At 55.3% G+C, this 17,200-nt stretch carries 13 protein-coding genes; 11 read left to right on the plus strand and 2 right to left on the minus strand.

The annotated features are described in order from the left end of the window. Positions 1 to 48 precede the first annotated feature (48 nt). The 7 genes from FY034_RS01260 (at position 49) to FY034_RS01290 (ending at position 9,987) form a co-directional block, all read left to right on the plus strand. Entirely contained in the window at positions 49 to 2,409 is a 2,361-nt protein-coding gene (locus tag FY034_RS01260; RefSeq protein WP_265553163.1) for a type I restriction-modification system subunit M, read from the plus strand. Next, a complete protein-coding gene (locus tag FY034_RS01265; RefSeq protein WP_265553164.1) occupies positions 2,400 to 3,638 on the plus strand; it encodes a restriction endonuclease subunit S in 1,239 nt (412 codons plus the stop codon). Before FY034_RS01260 ends, FY034_RS01265 begins: the two co-directional genes overlap by 10 nt. A 26-nt stretch (positions 3,639 to 3,664) precedes the next feature. Then, positions 3,665 to 4,297: a chloramphenicol acetyltransferase gene (locus FY034_RS01270; RefSeq protein WP_265553165.1), complete on the plus strand. Its 633-nt coding sequence runs from the start codon at positions 3,665 to 3,667 to the stop codon at positions 4,295 to 4,297. A gap of 158 nt (positions 4,298 to 4,455) precedes the next feature. Next, entirely contained in the window at positions 4,456 to 5,580 is a 1,125-nt protein-coding gene (locus FY034_RS01275; RefSeq protein ID WP_265553166.1) for a Fic family protein, read from the plus strand. 12 nt (positions 5,581 to 5,592) lie between these two features. Next, complete coding sequence (locus FY034_RS01280) at positions 5,593 to 8,685, plus strand: type I restriction endonuclease subunit R (RefSeq protein ID WP_265553167.1); 3,093 nt, start codon at positions 5,593 to 5,595, stop codon at positions 8,683 to 8,685. Then, complete coding sequence (locus FY034_RS01285) at positions 8,675 to 9,400, plus strand: M48 family metallopeptidase (RefSeq protein ID WP_265553168.1); 726 nt, start codon at positions 8,675 to 8,677, stop codon at positions 9,398 to 9,400. The genes FY034_RS01280 and FY034_RS01285 overlap by 11 nt, the downstream gene beginning before the upstream one ends. A 5-nt stretch (positions 9,401 to 9,405) precedes the next feature. Then, positions 9,406 to 9,987: a UbiX family flavin prenyltransferase gene (locus FY034_RS01290; RefSeq protein WP_265553169.1), complete on the plus strand. Its 582-nt coding sequence runs from the start codon at positions 9,406 to 9,408 to the stop codon at positions 9,985 to 9,987. 104 nt (positions 9,988 to 10,091) lie between these two features. Here the strand turns inward: FY034_RS01290 and FY034_RS01295 are convergent, their stop codons facing one another. Continuing rightward, a complete protein-coding gene (locus tag FY034_RS01295) occupies positions 10,092 to 11,282 on the minus strand; it encodes an FprA family A-type flavoprotein (protein WP_265553170.1) in 1,191 nt (396 codons plus the stop codon). 186 nt (positions 11,283 to 11,468) lie between these two features. Here FY034_RS01295 and radA point away from each other — a divergent pair, with 186 nt between their 5' ends. The 3 genes from radA (at position 11,469) to FY034_RS01310 (ending at position 14,721) form a co-directional block, all read left to right on the plus strand. After that, positions 11,469 to 12,821 (plus strand): DNA repair protein RadA, encoded by a 1,353-nt coding sequence (gene radA, locus FY034_RS01300; RefSeq protein ID WP_265553171.1) that lies wholly within the window; start codon positions 11,469 to 11,471, stop codon positions 12,819 to 12,821. 75 nt (positions 12,822 to 12,896) lie between these two features. After that, a complete protein-coding gene (gene dksA, locus FY034_RS01305; protein WP_265553172.1) occupies positions 12,897 to 13,253 on the plus strand; it encodes an RNA polymerase-binding protein DksA in 357 nt (118 codons plus the stop codon). A 58-nt stretch (positions 13,254 to 13,311) separates the two neighbouring features. Beyond that, positions 13,312 to 14,721: a GAF domain-containing sensor histidine kinase gene (locus FY034_RS01310; RefSeq protein ID WP_265553173.1), complete on the plus strand. Its 1,410-nt coding sequence runs from the start codon at positions 13,312 to 13,314 to the stop codon at positions 14,719 to 14,721. A 152-nt stretch (positions 14,722 to 14,873) separates the two neighbouring features. Here FY034_RS01310 and FY034_RS01315 read toward each other — a convergent pair whose 3' ends face one another. Further along, the gene (locus FY034_RS01315) at positions 14,874 to 15,578 is read right to left on the minus strand and encodes a PilZ domain-containing protein (protein WP_265553174.1); all 705 of its coding nucleotides are present in this window, start codon (positions 15,576 to 15,578) and stop codon (positions 14,874 to 14,876) included. 118 nt (positions 15,579 to 15,696) lie between these two features. On the opposite strand from FY034_RS01315, the gene cysS reads away from it, so the two are divergent. Then, the gene (gene cysS, locus FY034_RS01320) at positions 15,697 to 17,160 is read left to right on the plus strand and encodes a cysteine--tRNA ligase (RefSeq protein ID WP_265553175.1); all 1,464 of its coding nucleotides are present in this window, start codon (positions 15,697 to 15,699) and stop codon (positions 17,158 to 17,160) included. Positions 17,161 to 17,200: the final 40 nt, after the last annotated feature.

Genomic DNA, 17,200 nt, shown 5'->3' on the forward strand with positions numbered 1-17,200 from the left:
GGCGAAAGCCACTCGCCTCTACTTCCTCCTACACGCCACAAGGTAGCCATGCCAATCAAGAAATCAGAACTCTACTCCTCCCTCTGGAAATCCTGCGACGAACTGCGTGGCGGTATGGATGCCAGCCAGTACAAGGATTACGTGCTGGTGCTGCTGTTCGTCAAATACGTCTCAGACAAGTACGCCGGTGATCCTAATGCCCTGATTGACGTCCCTGACGGCGGCAGCTTTGCTGACATGGTTGCCCTCAAGGGGGACAAGGAGATCGGCGACAAGATCAACAAGATTATCGGCAGGCTGGCTGAGGCCAATGAGTTGAAGGGTGTCATTGACGTTGCCGACTTCAACGATGCCGACAAGCTGGGTAAGGGCAAGGAGATGGTGGACCGCCTCTCCAATCTGGTGGCGATCTTCGAGACCCCCGGCCTTGACTTCAGCCGTAACCGGGCCGAAGGGGATGACATCCTCGGTGATGCCTACGAATACCTGATGCGCCACTTTGCCACTGAATCCGGCAAGAGCAAGGGGCAGTTCTACACCCCTGCAGAGGTCTCCCGGATCATGGCCAAGGTGATCGGTATCGGCAGCGCAACCAGCTCCACCCAGACCATCTACGACCCCACCTGCGGTTCCGGTTCGTTGCTGTTGAAGGCCCACGATGAGGCACCGGTGGATGTTTCCATCTACGGGCAGGAGATGGACAACGCCACAGCCGCTCTGGCCAAGATGAACATGATCCTGCACGACTGCCCCACCGCAGAGGTCTGGCAGGATAACACCCTCTCCACCCCGCACTTCAAAGAGAAAGAAGGCGGCCTCAAGCGCCACGACTATGTGGTGGCCAACCCTCCCTTTTCCACCAAGGCGTGGAGCAACGGCTTTGATCCGGCCAATGACCTGTATGGGCGCTTTGCTGACGGCATACCGCCAGCCAAGAACGGCGATTACGCCTTTCTGCTGCATATCCTTGCCTCACTGAAAAGCAGCGGCAAAGGGGCGGTGATTCTCCCCCACGGTGTCCTGTTTCGTGGCGGCGCTGAAGGCACCATCCGCAGCAACATCATCCGCAAAGGCTACATCAAGGGGATCATCGGCCTGCCTGCCAACCTGTTCTACGGCACCGGCATCCCGGCCTGCATCATCGTGCTGGATAAGGAACATGCCAACGCCCGCAGCGGCATCTTTATGATCGATGCCAGCAAGGGGTTTGTGAAGGATGGCAACAAGAACCGGCTGCGGCATCAGGATATCCACAAGATCGTGGATCTCTTTACCAAGCAGATCGAGGTTGAAAAATATTCTCGCATGGTCAGCCGGGCCGAGATCGAGGCCAACGACTTCAACCTCAACATCCCGCGCTATATTGATGCCACCGAAGCAGAGGATATTCAGGACATTGAGGCCCACCTGAAAGGGGGCATCCCCAACCGCGATGTAGCAGGGCTGGCCCCCTACTGGCAGGTCTGCCCCGGCCTGAAGTCGCAATTGTTTACCGCCGCAGATCGCCCCGGCTACAGCAGGCTGACGGTGGAGAGCAGCAGCATCAAGAATACCATCTTTGACAATGACGAGTTCATCGCCTTTACCAGCTCAGTCTCCAACAGGTTTGGTCAGTGGAAGAACAGCGTCACCCCGGCACTCAAAGGTATCGCCATTGGCAGCCACCCCAAACAGTTGATCGAACAGATCAGCGAGGAGCTGCTGACCGTGTTTAACGATGTGGCGTTGATCGACCGTTACGACGTCTACCAGCACCTGATGAGCTACTGGAGCGAGATCATGCAGGATGATGTCTACCTGATCGCCAGTGACGGCTGGCTGGGTTCAGCGGAACTGATTCCCCAGCAGTTGATCGTTAACCGCTACTTTGCAGCAGACCAGCAGCAGATTGAAAAGCTGGAGACCCAGCGGGACGCCATCAGCCGCCGGATGGAAGAGCTGGAAGAAGAGCAGAGCGGCGAAGATGGCCTGCTGGAAGAGGCCAAGAACGACAAGGGCAAGCTGACCAGCAAGAGCATCAAGGACCGGCTCAAGGTCATCAAGAACGACAAGGATGCTGTTGATGAGCGCAAACTGCTGGAGCAGTATCTGGAACTGATCGAGCAGGAGGCTGCTGCCAGCAAAAAGGTGAAAGAGAGCCAGAAGGCGCTGGATGCCAAGGTAAAGGCCAGGTATGCCGACCTAACCGTGGATGAGGTAAAGACGCTGGTGGTAGATGACAAATGGCTGGCCACACTGGCGGCTGATGTGCAGACTGAGCTTGATCGGGTATCGCAGGCCCTGACCAGCCGGATCAGGCAGCTGGCTGAACGGTATGCCACACCGTTGCCGCAGTTGACGCAGGAGGTGGAGGCGTTGAGCGTCACGGTGGACCAGCATCTCAAGCGGATGGGGTTTGTATGGAACTGAAGCCGGGCTACAAACAGACCGAGGTGGGGGTGATCCCGGAGGAGTGGGATATAGTGCCGGTTGGGAGCCTGTTCAGCTTCAAAAATGGACTTAACAAGGCAAAGGAATTTTTCGGTTACGGAACTCCTATCGTCAACTATATGGATGTATTTCAGTATTCAGGATTGCTTGTTAAAGACATTCATGGTCGGGTTGATGCAAACCGAAATGAACTGAAAGCCTATGAGGTTCGTAAGGGTGATGTCTTTTTTACACGAACATCTGAAACAGTAGAGGAGATCGGCATTGCTGCCGTAATGCTTGATGATGCTCAAGATACAGTATTCAGCGGTTTCGTACTACGCGCCCGCCCTACAGATGACAGCCTTGAAAATGAGTTTAAAAAATACTGTTTTTCTGCACGCTACTACCGTCAGCAAGTGACATCTCAAGCAAGTTACACGACCCGCGCTTTAACCAATGGGCGCTCCCTCTCAGCAAGTTTGATTGCCCGCCCCCCTCTCCCCGAACAACGCGCCATCGCCGCCGCCCTCTCCGATGTGGATGCCCTGATCGCCTCGCTGGACAAGCTGATCGCCAAAAAGCGCAACATGAAACAGGCCGCCATGCAGGAACTGCTGACCGCTAAGCGCCGCCTGCCGGGGTTTAGTGGGGAGTGGGAGGTGAAGAAGCTGGGTGAGATTGCCACCTTCTTTTCAGGTGGGACGCCCCCAACATCAGTCTCTGCATATTACGGTGGCGATATTGCTTGGATAACGTCTGGTGATCTCAATAAAAGTGTAATCACAGGCGTTAGCGGCAGGATTACAAAGGCAGGACTTGAAAACTCGTCTGCCAAATTAATTGAAGAAAATACTCTACTTATAGCATTGTATGGGGCAACATCCGGAGTTACTGCAATGTCCAAGATTCGTGCTGCTATAAACCAAGCAGTTTTAGCTATAGTGCCGAAAACAGACAGTAGCTTATTCCTATTCTTCAAACTCAGTTATCTCAAAGATTGGATTATCACAACATACACACAAGGTGGTCAGCCAAACTTGAGTGGAGATATTGTTAAGGCAATAGAAATATCGTTTCCTCCTCTCCCCGAGCAAACCGCCATCGCCGCCATCCTTTCCGACATGGACGCAGAGATCGCTGCATTGGAGCAGAAACGGGACAAGACCCGGCTGCTGAAGCAGGGGATGATGCAGGAACTGCTGACCGGGAGGATACGGCTGGTATGACCGAGACATATTCTGCGGGAGGCTGTATGAAAAAGATTGATCTTGATACCTATAAGCGAAGAGGCATGTTTGAGGCCTTTAAGGATCGGGAAATCCCTTTTCTGGCAACATCCTGCATGGTGGACATTACCAATTTGAAACTCTTTGTAGATATGCAGCGGTGTGGATTTTTTGTGGCCATCAGCTATTTGATCTCAAAGACCGTGAATCGTGTTCCGGAATTACGGCAGAGGATAATCAATGGCGAGCTGTACGAGTTTGACCGTGTCGATCCCGGCTTTACGGTGTTACTGGAGGATGAAACCTTCTCTTTTTGCGACTCACGCTATTTTGAAGCTTTTGCAGAGTACCGCGAGTATGCCAGTGCCAGAATCCGGGCAGTGAAGGCATGCCCGGACCAGAGTGTCGGCGATAAAAACCACATGTTTTTCATCACGAGTGCCCCTTGGTTCAGCTTCACCTCGATTGTACATCCCTATACAAGCCAGTACGGGTCGATCCCGATTGTGACGATCGGCAAGTATTTTGAGCAGGGTGGCGCGCTGTTGATCCCTATTGGTATTCAGGCACATCATGGGGTCGTCGACGGGATTCATGTTGGCAAGTTCTACGGGCAGCTGTCAGCTATGTGTCTTGAGCCGGCTGAGTGGCTTGTTTAATGGATGCATTGTAGAGAATAGAAAGCTGATGCTGGAATTGCTGACCGGGAGGATACGGCTGGTATAGCAATCTAAAATAAGACGTTGCCTTATTTTAGATTTTTGTTAAAAACTAAAATAACAGTCAGGCTTGTTTTAGTTTTTAGAAGGTGGAACCCATGAAAAAATTTCAGGCTGGTCGCTATATCCAGCAGGGTCATTATAGAAGTTTTCAGCCTAACCTGATGAACCGGGCCTGGACCATAGACGATATGGGGCTGATCCAGTTGCTCGGTAAGGCAGACCGGGAACTGGGCCGCCTGGATATGTACTCGGACTATGTCCCCAACCTCGCCCTGTTTATTCAGATGCACGTCCTGAAGGAGGCAACGCAGTCAAGCAAGATTGAAGGCACCCAGACAAATATGGAGGAGGCCCTGCTTGACAAGGAAGATGTGGCTTTGGACAAGCGTGATGACTGGGAGGAGGTGCAGAACTACGTGGCTGCCATGAATGAGGCCATAGAGAAGCTGCAGTCGTTGCCGTTTTCTGCTCGCCTGATCAAAGAGACCCACCGGACACTGCTACAGGGTGTGCGCGGCAAGCACAAGATGCCGGGGGAGTTTCGGGAAAGCCAGAACTGGATCGGCGGTGCAACTATCAGCGATGCGGTTTTTGTGCCACCGGTACATACTTCGATCGGTGAACTGATTGGTGATCTGGAAAAATTCGCCCATAACGACGAGCAGTATTTTCCGGAACTGCTCAAAATCGCCCTGATCCACTACCAGTTTGAAACCATCCACCCGTTTCTGGACGGCAACGGCAGGGTCGGCAGACTGATGATTACGTTGTATCTGGTCAGTAAAAGGATACTGAAACAGCCGGTGTTGTATCTCTCAGACTTTTTTGAACGCAACCGTAGCCATTATTATGACAACCTGAACCGGATGAGAGATAAAAACGATCTGGTGCGCTGGTTCAAGTTCTTTTTGGTTGGGGTGATTGAGACTGCGCAAAGCGGTATAGCAACCTTTGACAACATCCTGAAGCTTCAGAAGCAGGTGGAGGCCCAGATTCAGACATTGGGCAGCAGGGCCTCAAATGCCCAAAAGGTTGTAAATTACCTGTACCAACGTCCATTGCTTGATGCCGCCAAGGTTGGCGAGGTGGCAGGCGTTTCTCCTGCATCAGCCTACAAGCTGATTGCCGATTTTGAGCAGTTGGGCATTTTGAAAGAGATTACCGGCGGCAAGCGGGGCAAGCACTACCTGTTTGACGACTATCTGAAACTGTTCCGGTAACAGGGAAGGGCTATGCCAGTGTCCACCGTCGGCCAGATCGAAAAGAAAACCCAACAGCGTATCGTCACGCTGTTCCGTGATCAGTTGGGCTACGACTACCTTGGTGACCGGCACGACTGCGAAAATAACCGCAATGTAGAGCCTGACCTGCTCCGCACCTTCCTGAAGAAACAGGGCTACGACGACTCTCTTATCTCCCGCACCCTCCACCAGCTTGATAAAGCCGCCACTGACCAGAGCAAGAAGTTGTATGACCGCAACAAAGAGGTCTACGACCTGCTGCGCTACGGCGTAAAGGTGAAGCCGGATGTGGGGGAGAACACCGTCACGGTCTGGCTGATTGACTGGGCCACCCCGCTGAACAACCGGTTTGCCATTGCTGAAGAGGTGACTGTTAAAGGTGCCGATGCCACGGCCAGCACCAAGCGGCCAGACATTGTGCTGTACGTGAACGGCATCGCCCTTGGGGTGCTGGAGCTGAAACGCTCCACTGTTTCAGTATCTGAAGGTATCCGCCAGAATCTGGATAACCAGAAAAGGGTCTTTATCGAACCGTTTTTCTCCACCATGCAACTGGTGATGGCTGGTAACGATACAGAGGGGCTGCGCTACGGCACCATAGAAACCCCGGAGAAGTATTACCTGACCTGGAAGGAAGACAGTCCAGTCGAAAACCTGCTTGATCGAGGGCTGCTCCAGATCTGCAACAAAACCCGCCTGCTGGAGCTGATCCACGACTTTGTGGTATTTGACAGCGGCACAAAGAAACTTTGCCGCCATAATCAGTATTTTGGTGTCCGTGCTGCACAGGATCATGTCAGACGTCGCGAAGGCGGTATCATCTGGCACACGCAGGGTTCGGGCAAATCCCTGACCATGGTCTGGCTGGCCAAGTGGATACGGGAGAACATTTCCGACAGCCGGGTGCTGATCATCACCGACCGCACTGAACTGGATGGCCAGATAGCAAAGGTCTTCAAGGGGGTGCATGAAGAGATCTACCGCACGGTCAGCGGCGCTGATCTGATCAACACCCTTAACAACACTGCGCCGTGGTTGCTCTGTTCGCTGATTCACAAGTTTGGCGGCAAAGAGGATGGTGAAGAGGTTGGTGATATAAACGGCTATGTTGCAGAGGTAAAAAAGGCACTCCCCGCTGGTTTTACGGCCAAGGGTAATCTGTACGTCTTTGTGGATGAGTGCCACCGCACCCAGTCGGGCGAGCTGCACAAGGCCATGAAGGCAATTCTGCCCAATGCCCTGTTCATCGGCTTTACCGGTACACCGCTTTTAAAGGCCGACAAGCAAAAGAGCATTGAGGTGTTTGGCCGCTATATCCACACCTACAAGTTTGACGAGGCAGTGGCGGACAAGGTGGTGCTGGACCTGCGCTATGAGGCGCGGGATATTGACCAGAGTGTGAAGTCACAGAAGAAGATTGATGACTGGTTTGAGGCCAAAACCAAAGGGTTGACCGATCTGGCCAAGGCACAGCTGAAGGCTCGTTGGGGCACGTTACAGAAGGTGCTCTCCTGCAAGGAACGGCTGGAGATGATCGTCAACGACATCCTGATCGATATGAACACCAAACCGCGCCTGATGGACGGCCGGGGTAACGCCATGCTGGTGGCAGGCAGTATCTATGAGGCATGCAAATACTTTGAGCTGTTTAGCAAGACCGAGCTGAAGGGCAAATGCGCCATTGTGACCAGCTACAAACCGCAGGTGAGTGACACCAAGGGGGAGACCACCGGCGACGGCGAGACCGACAACCTGCGTAAGTACGATATCTACCGCACCATGCTGGCGGACTGGTTCAATGAGGCGCCGGAGGCAGCGGTCAACAAGGTGGAGCTGTTTGAGGATCAGGTAAAGAAGAAGTTTCTTGATGAACCGGGGCAGATGAAGCTGCTGATTGTGGTAGACAAGCTGCTGACCGGTTTTGACGCTCCATCGGCCACCTACCTCTACATCGACAAGCAGATGCGTGACCATGGCCTGTTCCAGGCCATCTGCCGGGTGAACCGGTTGGATGGTGATGATAAGGAGTATGGCTACATCGTTGACTACAAGGATCTGTTCAGAAAGCTGGAGGGGGCGGTGCAGGATTATACCTCCGGCGCGCTGGACGGCTATGACAGGGAAGATGTGGCCGGACTGCTGGAAGATCGCCTGACCAAGGCCAAGGAAGATCTGGAAGAGGCACGGGAGGCGATCAAGGCACTCTGCGAACCGGTGGCATTGCCAAAGGATACATTAGCCTACCTGCGATTCTTTTGCGCTGTTGAATCCGGCAATGCCGAGCAGTTGAAAGAGAACGAGCCGAAACGTCTGGCTCTGTATAAGATGACCGCTACCCTGCTGCGGGCCTTTGCCAATCTGGCCAGTGAACTGACTGATGCCGGATATACCCTTGCAGAGCTCGTCACCATCCAGCACGAGGTTGATCATTTTGACAAGGTGCGCAATGAGGTGAAGTTGGCCAGTGGCGACTACATTGACCTGAAGATGTACGAGCCTGCCATGCGGCACCTGATTGATACCTATATCCGGGCTGATGAGAGCGAGAAAATATCCGCTTTTGATGACCTGTCGTTGGTGGAACTGATTGTGAAGCGGGGCGAGGATGCTGTAGAGGCGTTACCCAGGTCTATTCGATCAAATAAAAATGCCACTGCCGAAACCATTGAGAATAACGTCCGCAAGCTGATTATCAATGAGCACCCGATCAATCCCAAATACTATGAAGAGATGTCGGCACTGTTGAAGGCGTTGATCGAGCAGCGTCGCCAGGAGGCGATCAGCTATCAGGAATATCTGGCAAAGATCGTTGCTCTGACAAGGCAGGCCAAAAATCCTGGGGGCAAGAGCTATCCTGCCGGTCTCAATACCAGAGCCAAGCAGGCGCTCTATGACAACCTCGACAAGGATGAAATAATGGCCGTTGCCGTGGACCATGCCGTGAAGGAGAGCATGCAGGATGGTTGGCGTGACAACGTCATTAAGGTTAAGAAGGTCAAGAACGCCATCAAGGCTGCCTTGCATGAGCATGAAACACGTACTGACGATATCCTTGAGCTGGTAAAAAAGCAGCATGACTACTAAGACAAAGCAGATCGAGGTCAGCGGAATTACGCTTGAGGTGGTGCGCAAGGCGATCAAGAATCTGCATATCGGGGTCTATCCGCCTGACGGCAGGGTACGGGTGGCCGCTCCAAGCAGGATGAGTATGGAGGCGATCCGGCTGGCGGTGATCGGCAAGCTGGGCTGGATCAAAAAACATCAGGCAAAGTTTGCAGCTCAGGAGCGACAATCCCCCCGTGAGTACATCACCGGCGAGACCCACTACTATCAGGGGAAACGCTATCGCCTGAATGTCCTGCTCACCGGCGGGCGACCTGCGGTGCTGCTGCGCCATGGCACTCTTGAGCTGCATGTATCGCCCGACCATGGCAGCGATTACCGCGAGGCACTGCTCTACAACTGGTACCGCAGACAGATGAAGCTACAGCTGCCGGAACTGGTGGCCAAGTGGGAGCAGATTATCGGTGTGCAGGTCTCTGAGTATGGTATCAAACGGATGAAGACCCGCTGGGGAACCTGTAATCCTTCAGCCAAACGAATCTGGCTGAATCTGGAGTTGATCAAGAAGCCGGTACACTGCCTTGAGTACATCATTGTCCATGAGCTGGTGCATCTACTGGAGAAATACCATAACGACCGGTTCAAGGGATTAATGGATCAGTATCTGCCGTTATGGCGGCAGTACAGGGAAGAGCTGAATCGCCAACCTCTGGGACATGAGGAGTGGGGGGAGTAGGGGATATGAAGATCCTTGTGGCCATCACCGGTGCATCAGGCAGTATCTACGGCCTGCGCCTGCTGGAAGAGTTGCTGCGTGGCGGCCATCAGGTGCCCCTGGTGGCCAGTCAGAGCGGTCTGGAGGTCTGCCGGTATGAAACCGGGCTTGAGCTTGGGGACGCCGAGGCACTGAAACAGCAGTGGAAACTACCGGACGCCAGTTTGACCATCCGTGCTGTGACTGACCTCTGGGCGCCGGAGGCCAGCGGCTCGGCTGCGCCGGATGCCATGGTGATCGCCCCCTGCAGCATGGGCACGCTGGGGCGGATTGCCCATGGTATCTCCGCCAACCTGATCGAACGGGCAGCGGATGTGATGCTGAAGGAACATCGCCCGTTGCTGCTGCTGCCGCGGGAGACGCCGTTTTCGACCATCCACCTGGAGAATCTGCTGAAGCTCTCCCAGTGCGGGGCACGGATCATTCCGGCCATGCCAGCTTTCTACCATAGACCTGCATCAGTGAGCGAGCTGGTGGATTTTGTGGTGGGCAAGCTGCTGGATCAGCTGGGGGTGGAACATCAGCTGTTCAGGCGTTGGGGGGGATAAAAAAGGGCGGCCAGTTTGGCCGCCCTTCGCACATCAACCCACCCCAGCCCTTCTTGTCAGGGAGGGAGTCAACATCCCCCCTGACAAGGGGGGGATGAGGGGGGTTACTTTTTTGCCACCTCTTCCGATACGGCGGCTCCCAGGGCGCGGCATTGTTCCAGGGCGTCCGCTGTTGGGGTGAAGACCGCCCGGACCGGGTCACTGACCAGTTTGAAGCCCATCCCTTTCAGGCGTTCTTCCACCATCTTGCAGGCCTCACCGCTCCAGCCATAGCTGCCGAAGACCGCTGCCAGGTTGGTCTTGAGCTTGATGGTGCTCAGGTAGGCCAGCACATCCCACATCGGCTTGGGCACATCCCGGTTGATGGTCGGCACGCCGAAGACCAGGGCATCAGCCTCCTCCATCAGGTCGCGCAGCTCATTGTCGGTCAGCCCGACAATGTGGTGGCTGGCCACCTCGATCTCGTCCCGTGCAGCCCCTGCAACCAGGGCCTGGGCCATCTTTTCGGTACTGCCGTGGGGAGAGATATAGAACACCAGCACCTTTTTGCCAAAGGATTTCGGCTTGCTCCAGTTCTCGTACTGTTCAATCACCCGCCAGGGATCTTTACGGATGATCGGACCGTGGCTGGGACAGATCATGTCGATCACGTCATGGCGGATCTTTTCAATGGCAGCCAGTACCTTGTCCTTGAAGGGGCGCATCAGGCAGTCAAAATAGAATTCACGGGCCGAGGTGAAGTCCTCGATCTCATCGTTGAAGATGCTGCGGGTGTTGCAGTAGTGGGCCCCGAAGCCATCGCAGGTAAAGAGGATATGTTCCTCTTCCAGTCTGGTGAACATGGTGTCCGGCCAGTGCAGGAAGGGGGCCATGATAAAGCGCAGGGTGCGGCCGCCCAGATCAATGGTCTCGCCATCCTTGACGGTCTTTGACTGGAACGGTTTGTGGATCATGTTGCCCACAAAGTTTTTGGCCGCCTGGGTGGAGACCACGGTTGCATTGGGGCAGTGTTCCAGCAGAAAGGAGAGGGAGCCGGAGTGGTCCGGTTCGGCATGGTTGACGATGATGTAATCAACCTTGGCAGGGTCAACCAGGGATTTGAGCTTGTCCATGAACTGGTCAACGAATTTGATCTTGACCGTGTCGATCAGGGCGATCTTTTCGCTGCCTTGTACCAGGTAGCTGTTGTAGGTGGTGCCGTGCTCAGTGGGGAAAAGGTCGTCAAAGACGCGCAGCTCGGGATGTTGGGCTCCCAGCCAGTGAATACCGGTTTTTATTTCAATAGTGCCGATCATGATCTGAGTCTCCTTGTAACCATATGCCTACTATTGAGTCACCTGTCTCTTTTAAGGTCGCGCAGTATACCAAACCGGATTTGTGTATACAAGCTGCAATTCAGCGGTTGTAGGGGCTGAACGGCTCTGTTAGAGTGCTGGTGCTGCTGTTGAATATGCAGTGATCGTGCCGCCGGAGGTGAAGTTGTGCGTCAAAAAACCGTTTTCAGTTGCAGCCAGTGTGGCTGTCAGTCTCCCAAGTGGCTGGGCAAATGCCCTGACTGTGGAGCCTGGAACAGCATGCTGGAGGAGCAGCAGCCATCAGCAGCAGCTGTCCGCAGCGGCCGGCAGCTGCCGGGCAAGAGCGTTGCCCTGCCGATTGGCGAGGTGCCGCCCCAGGCGGAAGTGCGGCTGGGCTGCGGCATTGGCGAGCTGGACCGGGTGCTGGGTGGCGGTCTGGTGCCCGGATCACTGGTGTTGATCGGCGGCGATCCCGGCATCGGCAAGTCAACCCTGTTGCTGCAGGCGATGCACCACCTGGCGGCTGACGGAGCGGTGCTGTATGTGTCCGGTGAGGAGTCGGCCGCCCAGACCCGTCTGCGGGGCGAACGGCTGGGGGTGAGCGGCAGACCGCTGTTGGTGCTGGCTGAGAACGGGCTGGAAGAGATCGTGGCCCAGGTGGAGAAACTCAAGCCGCGGGCCGTGGTGGTGGACTCGATCCAGACCGTCTGGACCCAGGCACTGGAATCTGCCCCCGGTTCGGTCAGCCAGGTGCGGGAGTCGGCCGGCCGGCTGATGCTGCTGGCCAAAGGCAGCGGCATTCCGATCTTTATTGTCGGCCATGTCACCAAGGACGGTGCCATTGCCGGACCGCGGGTGCTGGAGCATATGGTGGACACGGTGCTCTATTTTGAGGGTGATCGCGGCCACCCCTACCGGATCCTGCGGGCAGTCAAGAACCGCTTTGGTTCTACCAATGAGATCGGTGTCTTTGAGATGAAGTCCGGCGGCCTGGCCGAGGTGGCCAATCCATCCGAGCTGTTCCTGTCCGAGCGTCCCCTTGATGCCCCCGGCTCGGTGGTGACCGCCTCGCTGGAGGGTAGCCGCACCCTGCTGGTCGAGATCCAGGCCCTGGTGACCCCCAGCGCCTACGGGACGCCCCGCCGGACCACTATCGGGGTTGACAGTAACCGTCTGGCGCTGCTGGTGGCGGTGCTGGAAAAGAAGGCCGGGCTGCACCTGGGGGGGCAGGATATCTTCCTGAATGTGGCCGGCGGTGCCCGGCTGAATGAACCGGCAGCTGATCTGGCCATGTTGCTGGCGGTGGCCTCAAGTCACCTGGATCGTCCGGTTGCAGCCGGTGCCGTGGTGTTTGGCGAGGTCGGTCTGGCCGGTGAGGTGCGGGCCGTTAACCAGCCGGAGCCGAGGCTGGGTGAGGCCACGAAACTTGGTTTCCAGCAGTGCATCCTGCCTGCCGGTAATCTGAGGCGGCTCTCCGAGGCGGGACTGGAGCTGCACGGCGTAGCGACGGTGCAGGAGGTGCTGCAGTTCCTGCTGTAACATACTTTTTACTGGACTTGGGCGTTCAAAGCACTTAAAATTGATCAATTATAGCTGATGTAGGTGAGGAGAGCCATGGACGCCGAGAAACTTGAACAATTTCGTCAGCTGCTCCAGGAAGAGATGAAGGCGCTGCTGTCAGAAGCGGATAAGACCGTGCAGGAGATGGGGGACGATGCCTCCCATTTCCCCGATCCGACCGATCGTGCCACGCAAGAGTCCGATCGTACCTTTGAGCTGCGGATTCGTGACCGTGAGCGCAAGCTGGCCAACAAGGTCCGGGAGGCGCTGGAACGGATTGACGATGGCAGCTACGGCATCTGCGAGGATTGCGGTGGCGAGATCAGTGAGGCGCGCCTGAAAGCCCGTCCGGTCACCACGCAATGCATCGATTGCAAGATTGAAGCTGAGGAAAGGGAAAAACGGCTCTGATTTGATTTTGTGTCCCGTCCACCGGTAGCTTGATACTTGTTGTATTGCAGGGTTTCCTATGCCTGACACTACCATCCAGAAATCCTCTGCCCCAATAACGGAGACCCTGCAGGCCCAGAGGGATCTCCAGCTTTTCTATCTGTTCAGCAGCACCCTGCTTTCCACCATGCAGCTTAACAAGCTGCTGCACCTGATCCTCTCCGCCCTGGTCTGCGAAGACAACGGCCTGTTTTGCCGGGCCATGCTGTTCCTCTACAATCAGAAGACAGATATGCTGCAGGGGATGCTGGGCATCTGCCGCTCGAGCACGGATGGTTTTCGCGTGGTCTTCTCCGACCCGGACAACCCTTTGTCGGGCTATTGGGATCTTGATCCGGATGCCATCGCACGGCAGATGCAGTCCGATTTGTGTCAGAAGGTGCGTGAAACAAGGATTGATCTGTCGGAAGGCTGTCAGATCGTGTCACATGTTGTTGAAAACAAACGGCTGTATCGCATTGATGATCTGGAGTGTCTCAACTGTCAGGACTGTGATTTTATCAGCCGTTTCGGGATCAGTTCCTTTGTTGCGGTGCCGTTGGTCACCCGTAATAATCTGATCGGCGTGATCATTGTGGATAATCCGTTCAAGCATCAGCCCATTAACGATCAACAACTCAAGGTGTTGCAGCTGTTTGCCAATCAGGCCGGCATGGCAATCGAAAACACCCGCCTGTACCGCAATCTTGAGGAGACCCACAACGAATTGCAGGACACCCGGCAACGTCTGGTGCATGGTGCCCATCTGGCGGCGATCGGTGAAATGGCTGCGTCAATTTCCCACGAACTGAAGACCCCCTTGATCACCATCGGCGGTTTCGCGGCCCGTCTGGGGCGCATGCTGCCGGAGGACACCCCGCAACGCCATTACCTGGATACCATTATCAGTGAATCGCACCGGCTTGAGCGGCTTCTGGGGGATATCCTGGCCTTTTCCCGCAAGCCGACCATCTGCTTTCAGGAGTGTAAGCTGCAGCGGGTTGTCAAGGAATGCCTGGACGATTATGTGGTGCTGCTGGGAGAGCGGAAGATTGCCCTTGAGGCCTCTGTCCCGTCCGGTAGCTGGACCGTGCTTGGGGACGGTAATCAGTTGAAACAGGTCTTTATCAATCTTCTGGTAAACGCCCAGGAGGCCATGCCGCAGGGGGGCAGATTGCAGGTTGCGCTCAAGGCCGGGGGGGATGGGGCCAGACCCTGCGCGGTCGTCTCAATTGCCGACAGCGGGGGAGGCATTCCCGAAGAACTGCTGAGTAAGATCTTTACCCCGTTTTTTACCACCAAACGTCATGGTACCGGGCTGGGGCTGGCCATTGTCAACCGGATCGTCCAGAACCACGGTGGCAGTCTGAAGATCTGCAACATCGATGGCGGGGCGGAGTTTCAGGTCATCCTGCCATTGGCGCCCTTTGAGGACCCGCAGGCTGACTGAGCAGCTTCAGCAGCAGTTTCCGCAGTCTCTTCAGCTGAACCCGTATGACCAGGTGCATCCAGTCCTGACTGAGAAATTCCATTCTACCCCATAGTGCTCAGTCTGTTTATCCGGCTGGGTATTCTGCAGACGGCTCCAGGTGAAGGTACCGGTTAATCCTTCAGTTCACGTATGATCTCGGCCTGACGCTGGGCAATATACCTGCCGATCAGGTCTTCACTGCGGCGATCGTGTTCAAACAACAGGATACAGCGGCAGGGATTCTGGTTGCTTTCAAAACGGAGCAGACGGGCCATCACCCGCAGTTTTTGGGGGTCGGGCTGGTTTTTCAGGTCAAAGGACAGGTTGAGATAGAAGTAGGTGAAGTTTCCCAGCAGGCTTTTATCGGGCACCTCCAGGGCACACCCCCCCAGGGAGAGGTCTTTCAGTTTGGCGGTAAAGGTGGTGGTGCCGGCCTCCATGGGCACCTGGAAGAGGCCGCCGATCTTGACCCGCAGGGTGTTGCGCCGGTCCGGCAACACCTCGACATAGGAAAATTCAGACAGGGTTATCTCGTCTGTTTCCGCATCGTACTCTGCCGAGGCATAGACGTCATGGCCAAGCCGTGAGGAGCGGATAATGGTATACCGGCTGGCCTTTAAGGCACGGGTCTGGGTCGGGTTGGAGCGGCAGACCAGGGTGTCGCCAAAGAGATACAGTACCTCGGCAGCCGACGAGATCGGCACCTCCTTGTAATGATTGAAAAACTGAAGATCATGGGAGGCTTGCTGGGAGATACGCAGCAGGAGTTCAAGAATCTCCCCTGACTCCCCGCGGTCCAGCAGCCGTAACTGGTCTTCATACTGCATTTTTTCCATGTGGATCCCCCTAAACGGCTACTGTACCATTCAGCTGTATACCCCGCAAGAGCTGACCACTTGCCTTCGGCCAAAAATCATGACAAAGTAGCCAAAAATCAGGAACTCTGGAGTTTTTATGGCGTTGCGTCTCTATAACACCCTCAGTGGCGAGAAAGAACCGTTTGTTCCCCGTATTGCAGGCAAGGTCGGCATGTACGTCTGTGGTGTCACCGTGTATGATTTCTGCCATATCGGCCATGCCCGGGCCGGTATCGTATTTGACATGATCTATCGCTACCTGCGTTTCAGCGGGTATGACGTCACCTATATCCGCAACTATACCGATATTGACGACAAGATCATTAACCGGGCCAATCAGGAGGGAACTGATTACCGTACCATTGCCGACCGCTACATCGCCACCTTTGATGAGGATATGGACCGGTTGGGGATGCTGCGTCCCACCATTGAACCAAAGGCCACGGATCATATTGAGGATATCGTCGCGATCATTCAGCGCCTGATCGAGAATGGCCACGCCTATGCCGTTGACGGCGACGTCTATTTTGCGGTGGAGACCTTTTCCACCTACCTGAAGCTTTCCGGCCGTAACCTTGAAGATATGCTGGCAGGCGCCAGGGTCGATGTCGATGAGCGCAAGCGAAACCCGATGGACTTCGCACTCTGGAAAGGCTCCAAGCCGGGTGAGCCGTTCTGGCAGTCACCCTGGGGTGCCGGTCGGCCGGGCTGGCATATTGAGTGCTCCGCCATGAGCATGCGTTTTCTTGGCCCTTCCTTTGATATCCACGGCGGTGGCAAGGATCTGGTCTTTCCGCACCATGAAAATGAGATCGCCCAGTCCGAAGGGGCCAATGGCTGTCAGTTTGTCAAATACTGGTTGCACAACGGCTTCGTTAATATCAACAGCGAAAAAATGAGCAAGTCGCTGGGTAACTTCTTTACCATCCGTGAGGTGCTGGAGCTGTTTGATCCCGAGACGCTGCGTTTCTTTATCCTGCAGGCCCATTACCGTTCACCGCTGGACTACTCCGACCAGAATCTGCGGGAGGCTCAGGCCGGTCTTTCCCGGATCTATGAGGCGCTGGCCGCCTTGGATCTGGCACTTGAAAAACCTGCAACCGCAACCGCTCCGCTGGCTTCGGCAGCAGAGTTTGCCGAAAAGGTCGCCGGTCTGCTGCCCCGCTTCAAAGAGGCGATGGATGATGACTTCAACACGGCCCAGGCCCTGGGAAGCCTCTTTGACGTTGTCCGCACCCTGAACCGTCTTTTGGCGGAAGGCGGAGGCAATAGCAGTGCTGTTCGTGCCGATCTTGAGCGACTGCAGGCGGCTGTGGCGGAGATCGGTGCCGTACTGGGCCTGTTCCTGATCAAACCGTCTGACTGGCTGGCGGCCCGTGAGGCTGAGAAGGCGCAGCACCTGGAAATCAGTCCGGAAGAAATTGATGGGTTACTCCTCGAACGGGCCGCTGCCAGGAAAAACAAGGATTTTAAACGTAGTGATGAGATCAGGGACTACCTGCTGGCGCGGGATATCCAGCTTCTTGATACACCGCAGGGGACAACCTGGAAGGTGAAGTAGGACGAAGCCAGCAATAAAGGCGGTACAAGGTGAAAAGGCA

The sequence above is a fragment of the Trichlorobacter lovleyi genome (assembly GCF_015239775.1).
Taxonomy (GTDB): Bacteria; Desulfobacterota; Desulfuromonadia; order Geobacterales; family Pseudopelobacteraceae; genus Trichlorobacter; species Trichlorobacter lovleyi_B.

Excerpts from the sequence above, each read along its gene's own strand:
- FY034_RS01285 (WP_265553168.1), top strand. The coding sequence starts at position 8,675 with ATGACTACTAAGACAAAGCAGATCGAGGTCAGCGGAATTACGCTTGAG.
- FY034_RS01275 (WP_265553166.1), top strand. The coding sequence starts at position 4,456 with ATGAAAAAATTTCAGGCTGGTCGCTATATCCAGCAGGGTCATTATAGA.
- FY034_RS01280 (WP_265553167.1), top strand. The coding sequence starts at position 5,593 with ATGCCAGTGTCCACCGTCGGCCAGATCGAAAAGAAAACCCAACAGCGT.
- cysS (WP_265553175.1), top strand. The coding sequence starts at position 15,697 with ATGGCGTTGCGTCTCTATAACACCCTCAGTGGCGAGAAAGAACCGTTT.
- FY034_RS01315 (WP_265553174.1), bottom strand. The coding sequence starts at position 15,578 with ATGGAAAAAATGCAGTATGAAGACCAGTTACGGCTGCTGGACCGCGGG.
- FY034_RS01295 (WP_265553170.1), bottom strand. The coding sequence starts at position 11,282 with ATGATCGGCACTATTGAAATAAAAACCGGTATTCACTGGCTGGGAGCC.
- FY034_RS01310 (WP_265553173.1), top strand. The coding sequence starts at position 13,312 with ATGCCTGACACTACCATCCAGAAATCCTCTGCCCCAATAACGGAGACC.
- dksA (WP_265553172.1), top strand. The coding sequence starts at position 12,897 with ATGGACGCCGAGAAACTTGAACAATTTCGTCAGCTGCTCCAGGAAGAG.
- FY034_RS01290 (WP_265553169.1), top strand. The coding sequence starts at position 9,406 with ATGAAGATCCTTGTGGCCATCACCGGTGCATCAGGCAGTATCTACGGC.
- FY034_RS01260 (WP_265553163.1), top strand. The coding sequence starts at position 49 with ATGCCAATCAAGAAATCAGAACTCTACTCCTCCCTCTGGAAATCCTGC.
- FY034_RS01265 (WP_265553164.1), top strand. The coding sequence starts at position 2,400 with ATGGAACTGAAGCCGGGCTACAAACAGACCGAGGTGGGGGTGATCCCG.
- FY034_RS01270 (WP_265553165.1), top strand. The coding sequence starts at position 3,665 with ATGAAAAAGATTGATCTTGATACCTATAAGCGAAGAGGCATGTTTGAG.